Source organism: Streptomyces thermovulgaris (assembly GCF_002155915.1).
GTDB classification, from domain to species: Bacteria; Actinomycetota; Actinomycetes; order Streptomycetales; family Streptomycetaceae; genus Streptomyces; species Streptomyces thermovulgaris.
The window spans coordinates 1-945 of the sequence record NZ_MUME01000301.1; the positions used below are offsets into that span (position 1 = coordinate 1).

Here is a 945-nt window from a genome sequence, read left to right on the forward strand (position 1 = left end):
ATTTACGGGACAGCCCTTACCGAGATTCGGTGAACTACTCAATCTCCGCGATTTCTAGGCGGTATTCGCGGCGCATATCCTCCACCAAACGCTTCCCCCCGTATCGCACCACGCCACGCGCCCACCAAAACTTCTCGTCAATTCCAGGGAAGGCGTCCGGAAGCAGCATGGAACGGAATCGCGCATCCACTGCTTCAACTTTTGCACGGAGTTGCGAGAGTTCAGGAAATTTCTGCAGTTCCGCTGCACCCATTGCCCGCTCCAGGGAATCCCGCGAAGTCAGATCATTGAAATAGTCCTGCGCATCACCTCGATAGCCATGCTCACAACTCTCAACGAACCTTTCCCAACGAGCCAGTAGCGCCTCTGGCTCGACGTCCCGCCATCGACCCGATTTCCTCAGGAAGTCAGAGAAGGCGACACGAAAGCCGCTATCGGGATGAGTCATCGAGCCACCTCTCGTTCGAAGTAAGCGAGGGGGTCGTCCGGCCGGAAGTACGAGACGATTTTTCCGTTTCTCTTCATGCCCAGTTTCCCGGTACTCGGCTCGTACCTGATCAACGTGCCGTCGCTTCGCGTACCCTCTCGCACACCAGCGGGACACGAATCCGGGCACATGAGCGCTTTGGAATCCGCGACGTACCTGTCGAATCCGTCGTCGGTGTCATATTCAGGCATGTCCGGGGTTCGAGTCAGATTTCCATCATCGTCCATACCGAGGACATGCTTGTCGTAATGCGCGTCCGCGCTGGCGTCGCCATACGCTTCCCAATCGCAATTGTGAACAAGTACCGGCGCATCGCCCGCCAACACATAGTACGTGTGCTATGCGGCGCCCCTCTACCTGCTTCTTCGCAGGTCAGCACGTGATTTGCGTTCCGCTGGTGTCCGTGGTTGTGCGGGGAAATCCGTGGTTGTTGCCGTCGCTAAGGGCTGTCCCGTAAA

At 57.2% G+C, this 945-nt stretch carries 1 protein-coding gene; it reads right to left on the reverse strand.

Features of this window, described 5'->3' with window-relative positions:
- Positions 1 to 34: 34 nt before the first annotated feature.
- The gene (locus tag CCN35_RS21725) at positions 35 to 448 is read right to left on the reverse strand and encodes a hypothetical protein (RefSeq protein WP_079130071.1); all 414 of its coding nucleotides are present in this window, start codon (positions 446 to 448) and stop codon (positions 35 to 37) included.
- Positions 449 to 945 lie beyond the last annotated feature (497 nt).